Below are 13,477 nucleotides of genomic sequence, written 5' to 3' on the forward strand. Positions count from 1 at the left end.
AAGAGAGAGGACGCTCAGCGCCCGAGCCGCCGCGCCAGCGCGCGTTCGAGCGCACGGGCACTGGCGTTCATGAGCCAGCCGACGAAGCCGATGGTGACCATGCCGAACAGCACCAGGTCCATGCGGAAATGCTCGCTGCCCTCGATGAGCAGATTGCCCACGCCGCGCCCGGCCACCAGCAGGTATTCGGCTCCTATCGTGGCCAGCCACGAATAGACCAGCGCCAGATAGATGCCGGTGAAGATCGAGGGCGCCGCCGAAGGCAGCACCACATGCCAGGTGGTCTGCCAGCGCGTGTAGCCGTAGACGCGCGCCACCTCCAGCAGCGAGGCAGGCGTGCTGCGGATGCCGTCCACGGTGTTGACCACCACGGGCACCAGGGCCGCGAGCGAGAGAAAGACCACCTTGGCCACGTCGCCCAGCCCGAACCACACCGAGATCAGCGGAATCCAGGCAAACAGCGAGATCTGCTTGAAGGTATTGAAACTGGGCCCCACGAGGCGGCCGAAGCGCGGCCACAGCCCCAGCAGCCCGCCCAGTACCAGCCCGCCCGTGCTGCCGATGACAAAGCCGGTCAGCTCGCGCAGCAGACTGGCCCGCAGGTTCAGCCAGAGCTGGCCGCTGGTGATGAGCTCCAGGCCCGTGCCCAGCACCTGCAGCGGCGACACCAGCAGCGCCGAGTTGACCAGGCGCAGGTGCGACGCCAGCGCCCACAGCAGCACGGCCGCCACTGGCAGCACGAGGCCGCGCCAGCGTGCGGGCACGGAAGACAGGGTGTTCGGTGTGCTCACAGCAGTCCTCCCTCGACGACCGGGCGCACGCCGTTGCGCGCCGCCAGCCGCGCCTCGGCCGCATCGAGCAGGCGGTCGATCAGATAGCCCAGAGCGCCCACGATGATCACGGCGGCCATGACCAGATCGAGCTGGAACAGCTGGCGCCCATAGACGATGAGGTAGCCCAGGCCTTCGCTCGATGCCACCAGCTCCACCACCACCAGCGACAGCCAAGCCTTGGTAAAGCCCAGGCGCAGCCCCGTGAACAGCGTGGGCAGTGCCGTGGGCAGCACGATCTCCAGCACCTGCTGACGACGCGTGTAGCCATAGACGCTGCCCACCTCCAGCAGGTTCTGCGGCGCCTGCCGAAAACCCTGCAGCGTGGCCAGCGTGACGGGCACCAGGGCGGCCTTGGCGATGAGGATGTACTTGAGCGGCTCGCCTATGCCCACCAACAGCAGCACAAAAGGCATCCAGCCCAAAACGGGAATCTGCACCAGCGCATTGAAGCTGGGCAGCAGATAGGCTTCCACGGACCGCGACAGGCCCATGAGCGCGCCCAGCAGCAGGCCCAGCAGACTGCCCGCCACAAAGCCCACCAGCACGCGCTGCAGGCTCGCGGCTGTGTGGGTCCACAGTTCGCCATTCGTGGCCAGCTCGGCCAGGGTTTCCCAGACGAACTGTGGCGATGGCAGCACCTGCGGCGAGATCCAGCCGCGTGCCGCGCCCAGGGCCCAGAGCAGCAGCAGAGCCAGGGGCAGGAAGAAAGGCTCGGCACTGCGCAGCAGACTTCGCCAGAACGGTGGGCCGGCAGGACGCTGGCGCGCCGCAGCGGCATCAATCAGGATATCGGCCATGGGCATCAGCGCAGTGCCACCGGGCTGGCATCAGGGTTCTGGCCCCGGACCTTGACCTGGCCCTTGGCGTCGAATACGGTCCAGCGCTTTTCCAGCCCCTGCTGCTTGAGCGCGGCCTGCAGATAGCGCGGCTCGAACCAGCCCTCCAGCGAGACCGGCCGGCGGATCAGCTTGAGCTTGGCCGCATCCTCGGCCACCGAGCGGTAGCGCGCCACGATGAAGTCATCGAGCAGCGGCGAGTTGCGCACGGCCAGCGCCTGCTTGTCGAACTCCGCTTCCCAGGAGGCCGCAGGCGTACCCGTTCGAGCCCAGAGCTGGAACAGCTCGCTGCGGTTCTTCTCGTCCGAAGCCCAGTTGGCTGCGCGCACGAACTGGTTCACCACCTTCTGTACCTGCTCGGGATGCTCCTTCTCGAACTCCTCGCGCACCAGCAGCGCCGCCTGGCGTGTCAGAGCCGGGTCCTTGCCCTGAGTGGAATACACCACCCTGGCCAGACCCTGGTCGCGGATCTTGAACCACTCGTAGCCGCCGAACGAGGCATCCACACCGTTGGAGACCAGGGCCGCCTGGGCGCTTCCCGTGTCGAGGTTGATGGCCTTGAGATCACGCTCGGCCAGCCCCACGCTTTGCAGCGCGTTGATCGCCACCAGATGGCCGTTGGTGCCACGGAAGATCGCCACCTTGCGGTCCTTCAGCTCCTCGATGCGCTGAATGCCCGACTGCGGCGGCACCACCACATAGAGATTGTTGCGTGCACCGCTGGTCACCAGCAGCCGCGTCCTGAGTCCGTTGGCGCGCCCCACGATGGAGGGCAGGTCGCCCTGATAGGCGAAGTCGATCTGCTTGTTCGACAGCGCCTCGTTCACGGCCGGTCCCGCACCCTTGAAGAACAGCCATTCCACCTTGATGCCGGAGTCCTTGAAAGCCTCTTCCAGCCACTGGTTGGCACGCACCACACCGCCGGGCGAGCCGCCCCAGTTGATGGGTTCGCCGCCGCCCGCCGTGGCCACGCCGATGCGTATGGCCTGGGGCGGCGCCGCGTGGGCCAGGGAGCCGAACAACAAGCCCAGGGCCGCCAGAGCGGCACGACGGCCCCAGGGCCGGGAAATCAGGGAATGGGTCATCTGCAGTCTTTCAAAGGCAAAGGCTGGCCCCGGCGCCGCGCTTGTGGCGCGCCGCCCTCTGAGGCAGGAACGGGAAAAAATCGGGAGAGAGATCGCGGCCGCTCAGCGCGCAGCCAGCTTGCTGGCGATGTCGGTGCCCGCGAAGAAGTCGGGCCTGGCCTCGGTGTAGAAGCGGTAGGGGTTGTCGAACACCAGTGCGCGGAAGTCCTCGGCGCTGATGACGCCCTGCTCCACCAGATCCCAGCTCTCGGCCAGCGGCTCGGTCAGATCGGGAACGTCCCAGTGGCCGATATCCGAGGACCAGATGGCATTGATCCTGGCACCCAGCGGATTCACCCGGGTGTTGAAGGCCGCGGCCACGGTGCGGTCGTCGGCCTCGGCACCGAAGAAAAAGGGTTTGACCCAGCGCTCGCGGATGTCCTCCACGCTCTCGATGCCGGCGGCCAGGAAATCGTCCAGCTCGTCGCCCTGCGGGTCGCGGCTGTGCGGCAGCGCGGAAATACCCAGGCTGTCGCGCAGCAACGTCTCCTTGTTCAGCGGCCTGCCCTTGGTGAGGTCGGCGCCGTATTGCTCGAACAGCGCGGCCAGCAACTCCACATCGGCATGCGCGGGGTTGTAGTTCTGCACGGCATGGCGGTTGCGCTTTTCAAAGCGATCCACCAGATGCGTGTACACATGCGAGCCCCAGTCTGCCCCGCCTTCGAGCAGACCCACGCGCAGCCCCGGAAAGCGGCGCGTCACGCCGCCGAAGAACAAGGCCTTGGCAAAGGCCTGCGAGCCATCGGCAAAGTGGCCGATGTGGTTGAACATGTAGTTGCTGATGGACTGGCGCCCCGTCCAGCCCTGGCTGCCGTAGTGCGTGGTGACGGGCACGCCCAGCTCCACCACCTTGGCCCAGAACGGGTCGTAGTCGTAGGGGCTGTCCAGGCCGTAGAAGTCGGTGTAGCTCGCGTGACGCGCCACCTCGGGGTGCTCGGCCTTGGGGTATTTGGCCGCAATCGCCGCAATCGGCCTGCGCACCCCGCCCGCGATATTGATGACCTTGAGTCCCAGCGTCTTCACGGCGAACTCCAGCTCCTCGATACCTTCCTGCGGGGTATTGAGCGGAATGCCCGCCACGGGCGTCAGCCGGTGCGCATGCTTGCGATACAGGTCGGCATGAAAGTGATTGATGGCGCGGTGCAGCGGCTGACGGAATTCGTCGCCCGCAGCAGCCGGTGCCAACACATCGTTGGGAAACAGCACCGAATAGTCCGCCCCCTGCTCCTCAAGCCGCTCGGCGAGCAGATCGGGCAAGGTGTAGGTCGCCAGATCCAGCGTGTTGCGCGTCACCCGGGCCCACCAGGGCGAGCGCAGCGTGCGGTGGTGCTGGCGCTCCTCGGGGCTCTGCTGGTACCAGTCCCTGCCCTCGGCAGAGCGCGTCGCGAAACGCCCGCCCAGCGCCTTGCGCAGCGCATCCACCAAGGCGCTGCCGCCGTAGTGCTGAACATAGTCCTCCAGTGCCGGCGTGTAGTCGTTGACATGCACGTCGGTGTCGATCACTGGGTAGTCGAGCCGCGCTTTCACGGCCACCGAGCGCGAGGAGGTCTTGTTCGGAAGTCTGTTCGTCATGACATTTTCCTTCGTGGATGCGTAAGCGCAGAGTACGCAAGCCCGAGGGAAAACAGAACGAATAAAAAATACGCTTCTTATGAACGATTTGACTTAGATATTTGCGTCATTTCGCCATGCGCGCGAGCAGCCCTCTTGCTATGGACTTTCAGGCCACCAGCCGTCGGCCCGGCGCTCCATGCGCGGGCAGTCGTAGGCCGCGACCACGGGGATGGTGCTGCCATCTGCACGCACCAGCTTTTGCTGCCACTGCGTGCCCTGGCGCATGGCCACGGCAATGGCGGCCACTTCGGCGCCGCAACGCTCCAGCAGCTTGAGGCCGGACACCATGGTCGTGCCCGAACTCACGGCATCGTCCACCACCAGTACGCGCTTGCCGGCAATCAGGCCCAGCTGATTCGGGTCGATATAGAGCAGCTTGCCCTTGCCCGGCGTGGTGATGGAGCTGACGGGCTCGGAGAGCTCGTCGCGATACCAGTATTTGCGCGAATAACCCAGGGGCACATAGCGGCTGTGGCCCAGTTGCTTGGCCACCAGCGGTGCAAAAGCCAGGCCCAGCGTGGGCAGGCCCATGACCACGTCGAAGTCGTGCGCACCAGCGCCTTGCGCCATGTGCAGCGCCAGCTGCTCCACCACCTCCATCGAGGCCTGGTTGGCAATCAGGGAGGCCACGCAGCGGTCCGGCGCCGAGCCATCGGCTGTCGGCATGCCGCGCAGCGGCAGCAGCAGATAGCGGCCGTCGGGCAGTCTGGCCGGGTAGCTCTTCGCATAGGGCGGCAGCGGCGACTGGCTCAGCTCGGCCTCGGTGACGATGGCTTGCCAGTAGTCGGTCGTGGCGTCGAAGCCGGGCAGGTTCTGGCCGGAAAGATCGGCCACGGATGCAATTTTACTCATACAAAACTCAGTCGCGGCGCAGATAGCTCTCGGCCAGCTTCACCCAATACGAGGCAGTCACGGGCAGCAGGTTGTCGTTGAAGTCATAGGCCGCGTTGTGCACCATGCAGCCACCTTCGCCCATGCCGTTGCCGACGATGAAATAGTTGCCGGGGACCTCGTTGAGCATGATGGCGAAGTCGTCGCTGGCCTGCAGCGGCTGCAGATCGGGAATCAGCCATTCCTCGCCCAGAAATTCGCGCGCCACCTCGACGGCAAACTCCGTCGCGGCCTTGTCGTTCATGACGGGCGGATAGCGCCATTTGTAGTCCACCTCGGCCGTGGCGCGGTGCACGGCAGCCTGGGCATGGGCCATGGCCGTGATGCGCTCGCGCAGCTGCTGGCGCACCTCGGGGCAGCGCGCGCGGATGGTCACGCGCAGCTCGCAGGTTTCCGGAATCACATTGGGTGCATCGCCGGCATGGATGGCACCGATGGTGACCACGGCCATGTCGTTGGGGTCGATCTCGCGCGAACGAATGGTCTGCAGCGCCAGCACCAGATGCGAGGCCACGACGATGGGGTCCACGGCCACATGGGGCATGGCGCCATGGCCGCCCTTGCCGCGGATGGTGATGATGGCGGTGTCCGAGCTGGAATACATCACGCCCGGGCGAAAGCCGAACTGCCCCGCCGGATAGCCGGGCTCATTGTGAAAGGCGTAGAGCGCATCGCAGGGAAACAGCTCGAACAGGCCCTGCTCCACCATCTTCTGCGCACCGCCATGGCCTTCCTCGGCAGGCTGGAAGATCAGATTGAGCGTGCCCTGGAGCTGGTTCTTGCGCCCGGCCAGCACCCTTGCTGCGGCCAGCAGCGTGGCCGTGTGCCCGTCGTGGCCGCAGGCATGCATCTTGCCGTCGTGACGGCTGGCATAGGACAGGCCCGTGGTTTCACGGATCGGCAGCGCATCCATGTCGGCGCGCAGGCCAAGACGTTTGCCGATGTGCTTGCCATTCGAGTGATCGCCGCAGCGCAGCGTCCCCACCACGCCGGTGTCGCCCAGGCCGCGATGGACCTCGTAGCCCCATTCGGCCAGCCTGGCGGCCACGATATCGCCGGTGCGATGCTCTTCGTAGGCCAGCTCGGGATGGGCATGCAGATCATGGCGCAAGGCCAGCATCTCGTCCGCGACGGCAGCCACTTCGGGCAGCACGGGCGGATGGATCTCGGCATGCACCGGGTTCAGAGGCGCGGCCATGGCTTATTCCGCCTGGATGTTGGCCGACTTCACGATCTGGGCATAGCCGGCTTTTTCCTTCTTCAGGAACTGGACAAAGCTGGCCTGGGTGCCGGAGCCGGGCGTGGCGCCGCCATCTTCCAGGCGCTTGCGCACATCGGGCATCTTGAGCACGGCATCGAGCTCGGTAGCCAGACGCGTGACCACGGCCTGAGGCGTCTTGGCGGGCACGAACAGCCCCGTCCAGGTGTTGAGGTCAAAGCCCTTGAGTTCGGCCGTCTCGCCAAAGGTGGGCACGGCGTGGATGGCATCGATGCGCTTGGCCGATGTCACGCCCAGACCTTCGAGCTTTTTCTGCTGGATCATGGGCACGGCGCTCACGGTGGTGAGCATGCCCACATCGACCTGACCGCCCATCACGTCGCTGGTGATCTGGGCACCGCCGCGATAGGGCACATGCACCAGCTTGATCTTGGCGCGCTCCTGCAGCATTTCCATGGCCAGATGCAGCATGGTGCCCACGCCCGAGGTGGCATAGGTCAGCGAGCCGGGCTTGGAACGCGCCAGGGCAATCAGCTCGCTCAGATTGTGCGCCGGCAGACCGGGACGGGCCACGGCGACCACGGGTGCGATGGTGGTCAGCCCCACAGGGGTCAGATCCTTTTCGGCGTCGTACTTGACGGCGGAATTCACCAGCTGGGCAATGCTGATGGGGCCGTCAAAGCCCATGAGCAAGGTGTAGCCGTCGGCAGGGGCCTTGACGGCCTTGCTCACCCCGAGCACACCGCCGGCGCCAGGCACGTTGTCCACCACGATGGACTGGTGCAGGCGCTCGCCCAGCTTCTGGCCGATCAGGCGCGCCGTGGTGTCCACATTGCCACCGGCGCTGAACGGCACGATCAGCGTGATGGGCTTGGTGGCGGGCCAGGCATCGGCGGCGGCGAAAACGGCGGGCGCGGTAAAGCCTGAGGCCAGCAAGGCGGCGGCGGCAACAAAGGAGCGGCGGGATGTGGACATGGGCATGCAGCAAGAAAGCAGACAGGCTGACGGCTCCAGGCCCATCCCGGCGTCGCAGCGTCGCTGTACTGGCCGGTAAATTTGAGTGCGCCCTCCGGCGGACGGGCAAGCCGCCGATTATCCCAGAGCACCTTGTTGACTGCCATAACTGGAAATACTTAGCAATCCCGATTCACCCTTGAAACCTGGTGAGGCCTGCAGCGCCGGGCGCTAGGGTTCATGCCAAGCCGCCGGACACCGGCCCGCTCCAGAATCGGAGTCCATGCTCTCACCCAGCCAAGTCATCGTTCTGGCAACGCCGGTCTTTTTCGCTCTGATTGCCGTGGAATGGATCATCAGCCTCAGACGCGGGCGCAATGCCTATGCGCTGGCCGATGCCATCAGCTCGCTGAACCTGGGCATCCTGAGCCAGACCAGCGCCGTCTTCACCAAGCTGCTGACGCTGGGCATCTACACCGTCGTGGCCAGCCACGTAGCGCTGATCGAGGCCGATGCCTTCTGGCTCAGCCTGCCGGGCTGGCTGCTGGCCCTGCTGTTCTACGATCTCTGCTACTACTGGCTGCACCGCATGGGCCACGAAGTGGGCGTGCTCTGGGCCGCCCATGCCGTGCACCACCAAAGCCAGGCCTACAACCTCTCCACCGCGCTGCGCCAGACCAGCTCCGGCGCACTGCTGGGCTGGATCTTCTACCTGCCCATGGCCCTGGCCGGCGTGCCGCCGCTGGTGTTTGCCGTGGTAGGGCTGATCGATCTGCTCTACCAGTTCTGGGTGCATACCGAGCAGGTCAAGAAACTGGGCTGGTTCGACCGCTGGTTCTGCGCGCCCAGCAATCACCGCGTGCACCATGCCGTCAACGAGCGCTATCTGGACCGCAACTACGGCGGCATTCTCATCGTCTGGGACCGGCTCTTCGGCACTTACAAGACCGAGGACGACGAGGAGCCCTGCGTCTACGGCACGCGCGGCCTGCTCAAGAGCTGGGACCCGCTCTGGGCCAACTTCAGCGTCTACCGCCAGCTGGCCCATGACAGCTGGCATGCACGCAGCTGGCTGGACAAAATCCGCGTCTGGTTCAAGCCGCCGGGCTGGCGGCCGGCCGATGTAGCGCAGCGCTTTCCCAAGCCCGCCTTCGATCTGGACGAGCACCGCATCATCTATGCCCCGCCCATGGGCCGGGCGCTGCGCTGGTTTGCCGGCCTGCAGTTCGCAGCGCTGATTGCGGGCACCTCGATCTTCCTCTGGCATGCCGACCAGTCGCCGCTGGCCACCAACCTGATCTGGTTCGGCGTGCTTCTCACCGGGCAATGGGCCTTGGGCGCTGCCATGCAGGGCCGCATCAGCCTGTGGCTGGCACTGATGCTGCAAAGCGGCGCACTGGCCACGGCCACGGCGGCGCTGGGACTGCAGGCATGGCATTGGCTGTTCAAGCCTGCCACCATGGTTTTTGCTCTCATATGCGTAGCTTCTTGCGCAATACAGGCATCAAAAAAGATACAAAACCTGCCTCAAAGGCATGTCCATCTGCTGCTGGCAGCTATTGTTTTCTCCATGTCAGGCGATGTCTTCCTGATGCTGGACGGACAGCTGCCCACCAGTCTGTTCATTCCCGGCCTGGTCAGCTTTTTGCTGGCCCATGTCTGCTACGTTGCGCTGTTCAGGCTTGATGTGACCTGGTTTGCCGATCGCGGCGCACTGCTGCTGGTGGCTGCGATCGGCGCCGCCATGTATGTCTTTCTCTGGACCCATGGCCTGCCTGCCGCCCTGCGTCTGCCCGTGGCCGCCTATGTCGGCGTCATCGCCCTGATGGCGGCTCAGGCCTGGGGACGCTATCGTCAGCTGCGCAGCCGCGCCGCACTGCTGACCGCCCTGGGCGCCAGCTTTTTCATGCTCAGCGACTCCATCCTCGCCATCAACCGTTTTGTGCAGCCGTTGCCCTGGTCCGCGGTGAGCGTGCTCGGCAGCTACTACGCAGCGCAGTCACTCATCGTCTGGGGCTGCGTGCGGCAATGGGCCGAGCCCGCAACCCGCCAGGCCCCGGCGCAATTGCAACTGAAAGCCACCTAGGGTTGACCCTGGGACCGGTCTCGGCCGATAATCTGCAGATCGCAATTTCAGGAGTCCCCACGTGGACAGTGCCAGTTCAACCAGTGATTTATCGCACGCCGCAATGGCTGCGAAGCTGGCCGACTGACAGACTCCCCCGGATCGGGAGTCGTCATCGACCGCCCCGCATCCCTTGCCCCGCGCCCCTCGCAACTTGCTGTTTGGCTTCCCGACGTTCGGGGTGGCCTGCCGTGCTCAGCACGGATAGTGGCCTCAAGCTCGCAAGCTCTGCTCATCACTGAGTTCTCGCGTCGCCATCCCGCTCCGGCAGCATGCCGGTTCGTGGCCGCGCCAGAACGCTTGTGCCGCACTGCCGCCTGGCCCGCTCCCTCAACCGATGAGGAGACCGCCATGAGCAATCGCCTGACCCGCACTCTGCACCAGCTGCGCCCTCTGCTGCTGCGCGCCCGCGCCACGCCTTCCCAGGCTGCGCCCGCCGCACCGGCAGCCTTGCCGCAAGCGCTGGAACAGACGCTGGAGCTCGATGCCCTGACAAGCTGGCCCACGCACCGCATCCGCAGCTATCTGAGCAGCCGCAGCGTGCGCTGAGCAACCCGGTCGCGGACCGGCTCCGGCCCGCTTTCACTCACTCTTAACCAAGGAACACGTATGGATCCCGACCCTAGTCGATCTTGCAGCGCGCCCCATGCGGCGCGCTGTCAAGCCATTGGCCTGCGTGTGACCTTGATGGCTGCACGCAGGGACTGGAACCCCGACCTCGGGGCTGGACGCCTGATGCAGTAGCAGCGGCGGGCAGCTCCCGGGTCACCCCAAGGAGTATGCCCATGCAACGCCTCGCCTGGCTGCGCGTGCTGCAACGCAGCCGCCCCACCCCCCGCCTCGATGACACCACCCGCCACCATGGCCTGACCCATGCCGTGAGCTCGGCACTGAGCGAGCGCCGCACCGATGTGCTGCGCCACCTGGTCGATCGCCATGCCGCACCCCTCATGGCCAGTGCCATGGCCAATCTGAGCATCCGCCAGCGCGCCGATGCGCTGTCGCTGCTGACCCGCGAGCAACGCAGCCGCCTCGACGCACAACTGCGCTCCAGCCAGGCGCAGCTGCCATGGACGCAGCTCGCTAGCTCCGGCAAGACGCTGCACTGACAGGAGGCCGTGATGCAAATCCTCAAAAACCTGTTCCGGGCCTTTTTGCGCAGCCACCGCCTGGCCGGCCTCTTCGGCCGCCGGCCGATGCCCGCTGGCGGCCCCTCCACCGCCGTCACCGTGCCACCGGCACAGGTACAGGCCCTGCAATCCGCCGCCTGCAGCCCCGTGGCTGCCCTGCTGCAGCAGCTGGACACATCGAGCCGGGGCCTGAGCCCCGAGCAGGCCCAGCAGCGCCAGCTCCGCCATGGGCCCAACGAGGTCGCGCATGAAAAGCCTCTGCCCGCATGGCTTCACCTGTGGCATTGCTACCGCAACCCCTTCAACCTGCTGCTGACGCTGCTGGCCGTGGTCTCCTACCTCACCGAGGACGAGAAGGCCACCATCGTCATCGCCAGCATGGTGCTGCTGTCCACGCTGCTGCGCTTTGTCCAGGAAGGGCGCTCGCGGCGCGCCGCCGCGCGCCTGCAGGCCCTGGTCAGCAACCGCGTCACCGTGCGCCGCAGCAGCGATGCACCGGTCGCAGACTTTCGCGACAGCGGCGGCGGCCATGACGCCTCGCTGTCCGAGCTGCCCATGCGCGAGCTGGTGCCCGGGGACATCGTGGCCCTGTCGGCCGGCGACATGATTCCGGCCGACTGCCGCCTGCTGTCTGCCAAGGACCTGTTCGTGAGCCAGGCAGCCATGACAGGCGAATCGCTGCCCGTGGAAAAGGATGCACGCACCCTGGCTGCCCTGCAGACAGGCCAGTTGCTGGAAGCCGGCAACCTGCTCTTCATGGGCACCAATGTGGTCTCGGGCTCGGCCATGGCCGTGGTGGTCGCCACCGGCAACCAGACCTATTTCGGCACGCTGGCAGCGCGCATCACCCACCAGGACCGCACGGCCACGGCCTTCGAGCAGGGCGTGAACAGCGTCAGCTGGCTGCTGATCCGCTTCGCAGCCGTGATGGTGCCTGTGGTGCTGTTCATCAACGGCTACACCAAGGGCGACTGGGGCGAGGCCTTTTTGTTCGCGCTGTCGGTAGCCGTGGGCCTGACGCCCGAGATGCTACCCATGATCGTCACCTCCACGCTGGCCAAGGGTGCGGTGGTGCTGTCGCGCCAGAAGGTGATGGTCAAGCGCCTGGACGCGATTCAGAACTTCGGCGCCATGGATGTGCTGTGCACCGACAAGACCGGCACGCTGACGCAGGACCGCATCGCGCTGGAGCGCCATACCGATGTGCAGGGCCGCCCCAGCGACGAGGTGCTGCAGTTCGCCTACCTCAACAGCTACTACCAGACCGGGCTCAAGAACCTGCTGGACCGTGCCGTGCTCGAGCATGTGGAGCTGCACACGCGGCTGCATGTTAACGAGGACTATCGCAAGGTCGACGAAATTCCGTTCGACTTCCAGCGCCGGCGCATGTCCGTGGTGGTGGCCGAGCGCAATCACCACCACGAGCTGATCTGCAAGGGGGCGGTCGAGGAGATCCTGGAGGTCTGCACGCATATCCGGGACAGCGGGCCGGACGGCGAGACCGTGCAGGCCCTGACGCCGCAGCGCCGCGAGCAGGTGCGCGCCGTCACCGAAGGTCTGAACCGCGAGGGCCTGCGCGTGGTGGCCGTAGCCATGAAGGAAGTGCCGCCCGACAAGAGCACCTACGGCATCGCCGACGAGTCCGAGCTGACCCTGATCGGCTATGTGGCCTTTCTCGATCCACCCAAGGAATCCACCCAGGCCGCCATCGCCGCGCTGCTGCAGCACGGTGTGACGGTCAAGGTGCTCACGGGCGACAACGAGCTGGTGGCACGCAAAGTCTGCCGCGACGTAGGTCTGCAGGTGGACGAGGCGATTGTCGGCAACGACATCGAAGCCATGGACGAGGAGCAGCTGCGCCGCTGCGTGGAGTCGCACCTACTGTTCGCCCGCCTGACGCCGCTGCACAAGGAGCGCATCGTGCACGCGCTGCGCGCCAACGGCCATGTCACGGGCTTCATGGGCGACGGCATCAACGACGCGCCCGCGCTGCGCGCGGCCGATATCGGCATCAGCGTCGACAGCGGCGTGGACATCGCCCGCGAGGCGGCCGACATCATCCTGCTCGAGAAAAGCCTGATGGTGCTGGAGCAAGGCGTGCTCGAAGGACGCCGCACCTTCAGCAATATGCTCAAGTACATCCGCATGACGGCCAGCTCCAACTTCGGCAACGTGTTCTCGGTGCTGATCGCCTCGGCCTTCATCCCGTTCCTGCCCATGCTGCCCATGCAGCTGCTGATGCAGAACCTGCTCTACGACCTGTCGCAGATCGCCATTCCCTTCGACAACGTGGACGAGGAAATGGTGGCCAGGCCGCTGCGCTGGAACCCTCAGGACCTGGGCCGCTTCATGCTCTTCTTCGGCCCCATCAGCTCGCTGTTCGACGTACTCACCTTCGCGCTGATGTGGTTCGTCTTCCATGCCAGCACGGCCGCAGACCAAAGCCTGTTCCAGTCTGGCTGGTTCGTGGTGGGACTGCTGACGCAGACGCTGATCGTGCACATGATCCGCACGCCGAAGATCCCGTTTGTGCAAAGCCGTGCCTCCTGGACCCTGCTGGCGGCCACGGCGGCCATCATGGCCATAGGCATCTTCCTGCCCATGGGCCCGCTGGCCGGGCATTTCAAGCTGCAGGCCCTGCCGCTAGGCTATTTCCCCTGGCTCATCGTCATATTGCTGGCCTATGCTGTGCTGACGACGCTGCTCAAGCGCGTCTATATCCGCAAGTACGGCTGGTGAGCACCGGCCGCT

General features: G+C 65.7%; 11 protein-coding genes. 4 read left to right on the plus strand and 7 right to left on the minus strand.

The genetic code is table 11. The annotated features are described in order from the left end of the window. Window positions 1-14: 14 nt before the first annotated feature. The 7 genes from DJFAAGMI_RS11215 to DJFAAGMI_RS11245 form a co-directional block, all read right to left on the minus strand. Window positions 15-791 carry an ABC transporter permease gene (locus tag DJFAAGMI_RS11215; protein ID WP_211457198.1) on the minus strand — a complete coding sequence of 259 codons (777 nt, stop codon included), beginning with the start codon at window positions 789-791 and terminating at the stop codon, window positions 15-17. Continuing rightward, a complete protein-coding gene (locus tag DJFAAGMI_RS11220) occupies window positions 788-1,636 on the minus strand; it encodes an ABC transporter permease (RefSeq protein WP_211457199.1) in 849 nt (282 codons plus the stop codon). The genes DJFAAGMI_RS11215 and DJFAAGMI_RS11220 overlap by 4 nt, the downstream gene beginning before the upstream one ends. Continuing rightward, window positions 1,636-2,754, minus strand: coding sequence for an ABC transporter substrate-binding protein (locus DJFAAGMI_RS11225; RefSeq protein WP_034391158.1), 1,119 nt, complete (start codon window positions 2,752-2,754; stop codon window positions 1,636-1,638). Before DJFAAGMI_RS11225 ends, DJFAAGMI_RS11220 begins: the two co-directional genes overlap by 1 nt. Before the next feature lie 102 nt (window positions 2,755-2,856). Continuing rightward, complete coding sequence (locus DJFAAGMI_RS11230; protein ID WP_034391161.1) at window positions 2,857-4,365, minus strand: amidohydrolase family protein; 1,509 nt, start codon at window positions 4,363-4,365, stop codon at window positions 2,857-2,859. 138 nt (window positions 4,366-4,503) lie between these two features. Continuing rightward, window positions 4,504-5,259, minus strand: a complete 756-nt coding sequence (locus DJFAAGMI_RS11235) for a phosphoribosyltransferase (RefSeq protein WP_211457200.1) — start codon at window positions 5,257-5,259, stop codon at window positions 4,504-4,506. 7 nt (window positions 5,260-5,266) lie between these two features. Then, window positions 5,267-6,496, minus strand: a complete 1,230-nt coding sequence (locus DJFAAGMI_RS11240; protein WP_211457201.1) for a M20 aminoacylase family protein — start codon at window positions 6,494-6,496, stop codon at window positions 5,267-5,269. Window positions 6,497-6,499: 3 nt separating this feature from the next. Beyond that, window positions 6,500-7,492: a Bug family tripartite tricarboxylate transporter substrate binding protein gene (locus DJFAAGMI_RS11245; protein ID WP_205244651.1), complete on the minus strand. Its 993-nt coding sequence runs from the start codon at window positions 7,490-7,492 to the stop codon at window positions 6,500-6,502. 262 nt (window positions 7,493-7,754) lie between these two features. On the opposite strand from DJFAAGMI_RS11245, the gene DJFAAGMI_RS11250 reads away from it, so the two are divergent. The 4 genes from DJFAAGMI_RS11250 to mgtA all read left to right on the plus strand — a co-directional run bounded on the left by DJFAAGMI_RS11250 (window position 7,755) and on the right by mgtA (window position 13,465). Continuing rightward, window positions 7,755-9,557, plus strand: a complete 1,803-nt coding sequence (locus DJFAAGMI_RS11250; protein WP_211457202.1) for a lysoplasmalogenase family protein — start codon at window positions 7,755-7,757, stop codon at window positions 9,555-9,557. A gap of 390 nt (window positions 9,558-9,947) precedes the next feature. After that, a complete protein-coding gene (locus DJFAAGMI_RS11255; RefSeq protein ID WP_211457203.1) occupies window positions 9,948-10,145 on the plus strand; it encodes a hypothetical protein in 198 nt (65 codons plus the stop codon). A gap of 236 nt (window positions 10,146-10,381) precedes the next feature. Continuing rightward, window positions 10,382-10,705: a hypothetical protein gene (locus DJFAAGMI_RS11260; RefSeq protein ID WP_211457204.1), complete on the plus strand. Its 324-nt coding sequence runs from the start codon at window positions 10,382-10,384 to the stop codon at window positions 10,703-10,705. A gap of 12 nt (window positions 10,706-10,717) precedes the next feature. Then, complete coding sequence (gene mgtA / locus DJFAAGMI_RS11265) at window positions 10,718-13,465, plus strand: magnesium-translocating P-type ATPase (protein ID WP_211457205.1); 2,748 nt, start codon at window positions 10,718-10,720, stop codon at window positions 13,463-13,465. Window positions 13,466-13,477: the final 12 nt, after the last annotated feature.

The organism is Comamonas brasiliensis (assembly GCF_018292285.1).
GTDB lineage: Bacteria > Pseudomonadota > Gammaproteobacteria > Burkholderiales > Burkholderiaceae_C > Comamonas > Comamonas brasiliensis.

Bases quoted from the DNA above. Each gene is read 5' to 3' on its own strand.
- DJFAAGMI_RS11235 (WP_211457200.1), bottom strand. From the start codon at position 5,259: ATGAGTAAAATTGCATCCGTGGCCGATCTTTCCGGCCAGAACCTGCCC.
- DJFAAGMI_RS11260 (WP_211457204.1), top strand. From the start codon at position 10,382: ATGCAACGCCTCGCCTGGCTGCGCGTGCTGCAACGCAGCCGCCCCACC.
- DJFAAGMI_RS11245 (WP_205244651.1), bottom strand. From the start codon at position 7,492: ATGTCCACATCCCGCCGCTCCTTTGTTGCCGCCGCCGCCTTGCTGGCC.
- DJFAAGMI_RS11250 (WP_211457202.1), top strand. From the start codon at position 7,755: ATGCTCTCACCCAGCCAAGTCATCGTTCTGGCAACGCCGGTCTTTTTC.
- DJFAAGMI_RS11230 (WP_034391161.1), bottom strand. From the start codon at position 4,365: ATGACGAACAGACTTCCGAACAAGACCTCCTCGCGCTCGGTGGCCGTG.
- DJFAAGMI_RS11255 (WP_211457203.1), top strand. From the start codon at position 9,948: ATGAGCAATCGCCTGACCCGCACTCTGCACCAGCTGCGCCCTCTGCTG.
- mgtA (WP_211457205.1), top strand. From the start codon at position 10,718: ATGCAAATCCTCAAAAACCTGTTCCGGGCCTTTTTGCGCAGCCACCGC.
- DJFAAGMI_RS11225 (WP_034391158.1), bottom strand. From the start codon at position 2,754: ATGACCCATTCCCTGATTTCCCGGCCCTGGGGCCGTCGTGCCGCTCTG.
- DJFAAGMI_RS11220 (WP_211457199.1), bottom strand. From the start codon at position 1,636: ATGCCCATGGCCGATATCCTGATTGATGCCGCTGCGGCGCGCCAGCGT.
- DJFAAGMI_RS11240 (WP_211457201.1), bottom strand. From the start codon at position 6,496: ATGGCCGCGCCTCTGAACCCGGTGCATGCCGAGATCCATCCGCCCGTG.